Source organism: Gordonia asplenii (genome assembly GCF_012933505.1).
Taxonomy (GTDB): Bacteria; Actinomycetota; Actinomycetes; order Mycobacteriales; family Mycobacteriaceae; genus Gordonia; species Gordonia asplenii.
Window position 1 is genome coordinate 18288 of record NZ_JABBNB010000002.1, and the last position, 8922, is coordinate 27209.

Sequence of the window (8922 nt, forward strand, 5' to 3'; positions counted from 1 at the left end):
TGGGAAACTGCGTGCCGTTCGGTGCGGGTGCCCCGGTGGCCGTCGGCGACACGCGCGCGTGTCGTTCGTGCTGTTGTGGGCGAACGGGGACGACTGCGGGCTGCTGCTCAGCGGTCGGCGGAGCCGGTCGCGCCGACGGCGTCACCCGGGGCGGCCGGGGCGTTGGCCGCGGTGTGTCGTCGGCCCGCCGAGTCGGCGTCACGGCAGGTCCGGGGACCGCCGAGAGGACCGGACGTGCGATGAAGCCCCCCGACCGTTCGTTGTCGGCGCGCCACAGAGCTAGCTGCGCAACTACCGAATCGGCGCCGTCAGCGGGCTGACGGACGGTCGACGCGGCGTCGGGCATGCGGGCACTGGCCTCGGGCATGGCGCTCCTGACGTCTAGGGAAACCGGAATCGGCGACTTTTCCGAAAGCATACTTGTGCGCACGGCCAGGTGATGGGACCTGCCCGATGCGCGGTTGGTCGATTTGCCTATCGTCGAGTCGGTCCGGAAGGTTACGCAGCGGTAACGACGCCACCGGCCGGTCCGTCGATTGCGAAGTTCGTCCGTTCGGATGACCTGCGCCCCCGGTCGCGGCGCCGAACCGTCGGGCATCGGTGGTGGACTGTACTGTCATACGCGTTGCCGCATGTCAATGCCGAGTTCGGTGAAAGTAGCCCCATCAGTAACGTGCAATAGACTTCTTGCGAAATACTTACGCGGCGGGTTACTGCCGTTAGATCGACCCTGCAGGAACGTCCTTGGAGTAACTGACATGACCTACCGAAGTTCGGTATGGCGCCTGAGATGTCCGGGCGCCGCGAGTAAGGCAGAGTACGTCGGTGGCTGCGGGGCCGCAATGGAAGGTTGTAGTCGATGGTTGGGGCGAACGAGCAAGTGACAGCAGGCGATGGGAAAGACATCCTCCCGCTGACGCCCGCGCAGCGAGGAATGTGGTTCGCGGAGAACCTCTCCGATGACTACTCGGTCAACATCGCCCAGTACGTCGACATCAAGCACGAGCCCGACGGACTCGATTTCGACCTCTTCGTCGAATGCTGCGAAGACACCGGCAAGCTCATCGAATCCCCCTTCGTCCGTCTCACCGAGGTCGACGGCGTGCCCATGCAGTACGTCGACGTCGACTTCGATCAGCATGTCGATCTGCTCGACTTCCGCGCGAAAGCCGATCCGATCGCCGCCGCGATCGAATGGATGCAAGCCGACTACCGCCATCCGGTCGACCTGATCGACGGGCAGTTCATCGTCATCGCGTTCATCCGCGTCGCCGACGATCGGACGTTCTGGTACAACCGCTGCCACCACATCATCCTCGACGGGTATGCCGCGCTGGCCATCATGCGCCGCACCGTCGACCGCTACAACGCATTGCGCCGCGGTGCGCAGCCGGTCGAGAAGGCACCTGCGACGATGGCGCAACTGGTGTCCTACGAGGAGGCCTACCAGACCAGCAGCCGACGCGAGACCGACCGCGAGCACTGGCTCTCCCGGGTTCGAGACCTGCCCGAACGCGTCACCCTGTCGCACATGTCGGCGAATGCGCCGGTCGTGCTGGACAACGTCGTGGTCTCCGAGCGGCTCGACCCGGCGCTGCAGCGCCGCCTGGAAGAGACCGCCAAACAGTGCAACTCGTCGCTGGCCGTACTGCTGACCGCCGCGTTCGGGGCCTTCCTCGCCCGGATGACCGGCACCGACGACATCGTGCTCAGCCTGCCGGTCACCGGCCGCGCCACCGCGCTGATCAAGCGGTCGGCGGGCATGGTGTCCAACATCCTGCCCATCCGGCTGCGTGAGGTGACCAAGCGCAGCGCGCGTGACCTCATCGCCGACGCACAACTGGAATTGACCGGCGCCCTGCGCCATCAGCGCTACCGCTCCGACGACATCAAGCGCGACGCCGGGCTGGACGGGGCCACCTACGGGTTCGGGCCGCGGATCAACATGGTGTTCTTCGACGAGGCGATCAAGATCGACGGCGCCGAGGTGGAATACCGGATTCTGACCTCGGGACTCCTCGAAGACCTGCTGGTCAACCTCTATCAGGCATTCCCCGACGCCCCGCTGGTCGTCGACCTGCACGGCAACCCGCACCTCTACACCCACGCCGAGATGGAGACCCATCATCGGCGGTTCATGCAGTTCGTCGAGACGATGCTCGACGACCTCGACGCGGGCGTCGGCGACATCGATCTGCTGCTCGACGGCGAGCCCGACGAACTGCGTCGACTGCGTAGCGGACCGGTCCGGCAGTGGGAGCCCGGCGAATGGTCGGCGGTCAGCCTCGTCGAGATGTTCGTCGCGCGGGTGGTGGCCGACCCGGGCGCCGTCGCCGTCGTCGACGACGATGCGCAGTGGACCTACGCGCAGTTCGACGAGTTGCGGCGCGCGCTCGCCGCGCAGCTGTTCCGCGACGGTGTCCGCGCCGACGACCACGTCGCCGTCGAACTCGACCGCGGCATCGGGCAACTGGTCGCGATCTACGCCGTGCTGACTCTCGGGGCGGCGTACGTGCCGCTGGATCCGACGGCGCCGTCGGTGCGTCGCACCGCGGTCCTGACTACCGCCCAGCCCCGCCTGGTCGTGGATCAGGCCTATCTCGACGGAATCGGATTCTCCAGTGTGCCAGGCGAATTCGTGGCTCCGGCGATCACGCCGGCGGGACGCGGACGCAGCGCCTACACGATCTTCACCTCCGGCTCCACCGGCGTGCCCAAGGGCGTCGAGGTGTCGGTGCGCGCCGTCGCCAACCGGCTCGCCTGGATGCAGGCGCACCATCCGATCAGCCCCGCCGACGTGGTGCTCTACAAGACGCCGTTCACCTTCGACGTGTCGGTGTGGGAGTTGTTCTGGCCGCTGCAGGTCGGCGCCCGGCTGGTCATCGCCCGCGCCGGCGGCCATCGCGACCCCGACTATCTGCGCAGGCTGATCGTGAGTCGGGGCGTCACCAACGTGCATTTCGTCCCCAGCATGCTCGACGTGTTCGTCGACGCCGTGGCGCCGGGTACGCCCACACTGCCGTCGTCGGTGCGCCGCGTGTTCACTTCCGGCGAGGGGCTGCCGACGCCGTTGGCGCACCGGGTGGTCGGCGGATCCGACGCCGCGCTCATCAACATGTACGGCCCGACCGAAGCAGCGGTCGAGGTCACCGAGTACTCGGTGACCGGTGCGGAGACCAGTATTCCGATCGGTGCGCCGGTACCCAACACGTCTACCTATGTGCTCGATCCGCGGCTGCGCCCGGTGCCGGTCGGGGTCGTCGGTGAGCTGTACCTGGCGGGTGTGCAGTTGGCCGACGGCTACCTGGGCCAGCAGTCGCTGACCGCGGAACGTTTCGTCGCCGACCCGTTCGGCGTCGGCGGACGCATGTATCGCACCGGCGACCTGGTGCGGTGGAACGCCAACGGCGACCTCGACTACCTGGGCCGGTCCGACTTCCAGGTGAAGATCCGCGGCCAGCGCGTCGAACTGGGCGAAATCGAGGCGGCACTGCTCGCCGAGGGCAGCGCCGACAACGCCGTCGCGGTGGTGCGCACCGACGGGGGCTCCCCGTCGATAGTCGCCTACGTGCGCACCGGAGCCGACGACGCCGCCGATCCGCAACTGGTCGACCGGCTCATGCAGTGGTGCCGCCGACAGCTGCCCCGCTACATGGTGCCCTCGGCCGTCGTCGTGCTGGAGCAGTTCCCGGTGAACGCGTCGGGAAAACTCGACCGTGCGGCACTGCCTGCTCCGGTCATCGCGCCGATCGCCGACGTCGAGTACGTCGCACCGGCCACCGACGCCGAGAGCGCGCTGGTGCGCATCCTGTCAGAACTGCTCGACACCGAGCGAATCGGCATGCGCGACAACATCTTCGCCCTCGGTGCGGACTCCCTGTCGGCGGCCCGGCTGGCCGCCCGGATCCGCAACGAACTGTCGCTGGAGGTGTCGCTCAACGACATCTTCGAGAGCGTCGACGTCGCCGAACTCGCGGTCCGGATGGCCGGGGCCACCCCGCTCGGCGAGCGTCTTCCGCTGCGGCCGGTCGTGCGGCCGACGCCGATCCCGGTCGCCTACGCCCAGACCCGACTCTGGTTCATCAACCGGATGGACCCGGCGGCGGCCACCTACAACATGCCCGGCGCCGTGCGTATCGGCCCCGATGTCGACCTCGACGCCCTGCGGGCCGCGGTGATCGACGTCGTCGAGCGGCATGAGACGCTGCGGACCCGATTCCCGGCGGTCGACGGTGAGCCGACCCAGGAGATCTCGCCGGTCGACGAGGTGCGTGCGCAGTTCGCGCTGGAGGTCGACGACGTCGACCCGGCGGATCTGCCCGCGGCGATCGCCGCGCAGTCGATGATCGGTTTCGACCTGACCAGCGAGATTCCGGTGCGGGCCACGTTGTTCCGGTCCGGCGGCGAGCACGTGCTGCTGTTGAATCTGCATCACATCAGCGCCGACGGTGCGTCGCTGCGGCCACTGATCTCGAGTCTGCTCGCCGCCTATTGGGCCCGGCTCGGTGGACTGGCGCCCGCATGGGATCCGCTGCCGATCCAGTACGCGGATTACGCGATCTGGCAGCGCAGAGTCCTCGGCGACGCCGACGACCCGTCGTCGCGGCTGTCGGCCGAGATCGACTACTGGGTCGGTGCCCTCGACGGTCTGCCCGAGGCACTGATGCTCCCCACCGACCGGCCACGTCCGCGGGTGCAATCCGGCCGCGGCGGATTCGTCGACACCGCGCTCACCCCGCCGACCGTGACGAAGATCCGCGCACTGGCCGCGAATCTCGGTGTCACCACCTTCACGATTCTGCACGCCGCGCTGGCGGTCGTGCTGAGCAGACTGACCGACACCGACGACATCGCGATCGGCACGCCCATCGCCGGTCGCGACGAGCCGGAGACCGCCGACCTGGTCGGTATGTTCGTCAACACGGTGGTCCTACGCACGGGCTTCACGCAGTGGGACACCGTCCGCACGGCGATCGCCGCGGCCCATCGCATCCGTACGGCCGCCCTCGAGCATTCCCAGATCCCGTTCGAGCAGGTGGTCGACGCCGTCGCACCGCCGCGGTCCCGGTCGCACAGTCCGCTGTTCCAGGTGAGCCTGAGCCTGCATCGCGATGCGTCGGACGCCTTCGGCGACACCGACGCCATCGGCTTGATCGACGCCCGGGTGCCGGTCGCGAAATACGATCTGGCGGTGGGAGCGGTCGAGACCCAGGATGCCTCCGGTGACCGTATCGACCTCGAATTCTGCTATGCCGCAGACCTTTTCGACGAGTCGACGGTCGCTGCGATCGCCGGCTACTTCGCGCGGGTGATCGACGCGATGGTCGCCGATCCGCAGCAGACGCTCGGTCGCCTCGACATCGTCGACCAGCCGGAGCACGCGCCGTCGCGCGCGCTCGGAAACGGCGGCCGGTCGGTGGGCTTCCACGAGGTCATCGTCGACGGCTATCGCGACGTGGATCCGTCGGCCGCGGTGATCACCGGTGCGGACTCGATCAGCCTCAGCGTCTTCTCGGCGCGGGTCAATCAGGTCGCGCGGGAGCTGATCGACCGGCGGGTGGGTCCCGGGGACGTCGTCGCGGTGAGCATCGCGCGGTCGCATCACTCGGTCATCGCGCTGGCCGCGGTCGCCGCCACCGGTGCCGCCTTCGTGCTCATCGATCCGCGCCACCCCGCGCAGCGCAAGCAGACGATGATCGTCGACTCCGGTGCGGTGATCGGTGTGACGACCGCCGACGTCGCCGACCTGGGCGACGACGTGGACTGGCTGGTACTCGACAGTGAGTGGGCCGAGTTGCAGCTCGCGGGTCACAGCGGCCGGCCGATCACCGAGCGGGACTGGATTCGTCCGGCCCGGCCCGACGACCTCGCCTACCTGCTGTACACGTCGGGTTCGACGGGCAAACCGAAGGCGGCCGCCGTGGCTCGCCGGGGACTCGCCGATTTCGCCCGCAACACGGTCACCGCCTTCGGCACCGATTCCCGCTCACGGGTGCTGCACGTCGCGTCACCGAGCTTCGACGCGACCGTGCTGGAGCTCGCACTGGCGTGGGGTGCGGGAGCAACCATCGCCGTCGCCGATTTCGACACCTTCGCCGGACGCGACCTGGAACTGTTCGTCGCCGAGCACCGCGTGACACACGCCTTCCTCACCCCGGGCACGCTGGCGACGATCGATCCGGTCAACGTACCGACGCTGCAGACCGTGGTCTGCGGCGGTGACACCCTGCCGCCCGAACTCGTGCGCCGCTGGGCGTCGCACAACCGGCAGGTCTTCAACGCCTACGGACCGACCGAGGCCACCGTCTGGGTGACCTCCGACGGCCCCTTCGCAGTCGACGCCGAGGTGACGATCGGGCGGCCCGCGCCGGGCGTCGATGCCCTGGTCCTCGATCGGAGTCTGCAGCCGGTGGCGCCGGGGGTGCAGGGTGAACTGTATGTCCGCTCGGCCCAGGTGGGGCTCGGCTACCTCCACCGCACCGACCTCACCGCCGACCGATTCGTCGCCGACCCGTTCGGGTCGGGGGAACGTCTCTACCGGACCGGTGACCGGGTCACGGTGGGCGCCGACGGCCGGTTGACCTACTTCGGCCGCAACGACTTCCAGCTGAAGATCCGCGGTCAGCGAATCGAGCCGGGCGAGCTCGACGGCGTGCTGCTGGGGCATTCCGACGTCGCCAACGCGCTGAGTCTCGGCGTGCCGGGGCCCACCGGTGACCTGGTGCTCGTCTCCTATGTGACGCTGGTCGACGGCGCGGTACTGGACTCCGAGGAGCTGGCCGACTTCGTCGCCGGCCGGGTGCCGTCGTTCCTGGTGCCGCGAGCGATCACGATTCTCGACGAGTTCACCTACACCGCGGTCGGCAAGGTCGACCGAACGAGTCTGCCGCCGACCGACTTCGGTTCGTCGCAGGCGTTCGTCGCGCCGCGCACGCAGATGGAATCGGTCGTCGCCGACATCTTCGCGCAGGTCCTCGGCGTGGACGCGGTGAGCGTCACCGAGAGCTTCTTCGATTTGGGGGGCAACTCGCTGTCGGCGACCAAGGTGACCGCGCGCATCGGTGTGGCGATCAACCGGCAGGTGCCGGTCGCGGATCTGTTCGAGGCACCCACCGTCGCCAAGTTGGCCGAGCACGTCGCCGGGATGATGGCGGGTCACGTCGTCGTCCCGCTGGGTCCGCGCGCCCGCGCGGAAGTGGTCCCGGTGTCCGGCGTGCAGCGCGGCATGTGGCTGCTCAACCGCGCCGACCCGACGTCGCCCGCCTACAACATCGCGCTCGCGCTACGGCTCGAAGGCGCGCTCGACCTGGGCGCGCTGCGATCGGCGATCGGCGATCTGGTCGGGCGGCACGAGTCGCTGCGCACCAGCTACCCGATGATCAACGGGGAACCGTCGCAGTTGATCGGCACACCGGCCGCGGTCCTGAACCGCCTCACGGTCGACCCGGTACCGGTTCGCGGGTCGCTCGAGCAGGCGATCCGGGAGGTCACCGGCGCCGGATTCGACGTCACTGTCGAGGCGCCGGTCCGGTTGGCGGTGCTGCGGGTGTCGGCGACCGACCACGTCGTGGTGCTGGTCGTGCACCACATCAGCGCCGACGGCGCGTCGATGGCTCCGCTGGGCCGGGATCTGATGACCGCCTACGCCGCTCGCGCGGCCGGCCTGCGGCCCGCCTGGGCGCCGCTGCGCGTCCAGTACGCCGATTTCACGCTGTGGCAGGCCGAACGCCTCGCGGAGAGCGACTCGACGGGCGTCGCCGAGGAACGTCGTCAGCTCGACTATTGGGCGCGCCGGCTCGCCGGTGCACCGGAACTGCTGTCGCTGCCGACCGATCGGCCGCGGCCGCCCGCGCCGAGTTTCGCCGGTGGTGCGGTGGGCTTCGAGATCCCCGTCGACATCGTGCGTAAGCTGGAAAGCATTGCGCACGAACATAATTCGACACTGTTCATGGTCACTCAGGCGGCCTATGCGATTCTGCTCGGCCGCCTGGCGGGTACCACCGACGTGGTGATCGGCACCCCGTATGTCGGCCGCAGCGATCCGGCGCTCGACGACGTGATCGGCATGTTCGTCAACAGTCTCGCGTTGCGGACCGTGCTGCGTCCCGGTGAGGACTTCGCCGGGCTGCTCGCGCGGGTCCGTGCCGACGACCTGGCCGACATGGCCAACACCGACGTCGCGTTCGAGGCGATCACCGCGGTGCTCGGGATTCCGCGCACATCGGCGGTCAATCCGGTGTTCCAGGCGATGTTCTGGTTCCAGAACCTCGAGTTCCCACGGGTGTCACTCGGCGAGTTGACCATCTCCGCGCTCTCCGAACAGCTGATCGCGGCGAAGGTCGACCTGCAGCTGACGCTGTATCCCAATGATCCGGCGGACCTGGGCAGTACCGGCGCGGGCCAGCCGATGCGTGGCGAATTCCTCTATGCCACAGACCTTTTCGATCACGACACGGTCGAGACCTACGCGCAGCGCTATCTGCGGGTACTCGAGCAGATCACCGACGATCCGCAGATCGTGGTCGGCGACGTCTCGATCTCGACCGCGGCCGACCTCACCGCGGTGGCGGGCGAGGGCGAGGTTGCGCGGCCGCTGCCCCAGCTGATCGCGGCCGCCGCGGAATCGGCGGCCGAGGCGATCGCCGTCGGCGGTGATGCGGGGGTGACGTTCGCGTCGCTGGCTGCGATGACGGCCGCCATGTCGGTCGCGCTGCCCGATCCGGACTCGGCGCTGGTGACGGCGCTGATGAGCCTGGTCCCGGGGCTGGCGGCGGAGGGACCCGCGAAGCTCGGCGAGGCGCTCGAGGACATCCGGTCCAACGCCCAAACCGCATTGGCCGCTCACACTGATTTCTAACCGCTCATACTGGTTATTTACGACTGACGAATAACGACTGACGACTAATAGGGGCAAGATCTTTC

1 protein-coding gene is annotated in these 8922 nt (G+C 68.5%); it reads left to right on the plus strand.

The window, feature by feature from the left end; all coding sequences use genetic code 11:
* Window positions 1-880: 880 nt before the first annotated feature.
* Window positions 881-8857 carry a non-ribosomal peptide synthetase gene (locus HH308_RS02490; protein ID WP_312870297.1) on the plus strand — a complete coding sequence of 2659 codons (7977 nt, stop codon included), beginning with the start codon at window positions 881-883 and terminating at the stop codon, window positions 8855-8857.
* Window positions 8858-8922: the final 65 nt, after the last annotated feature.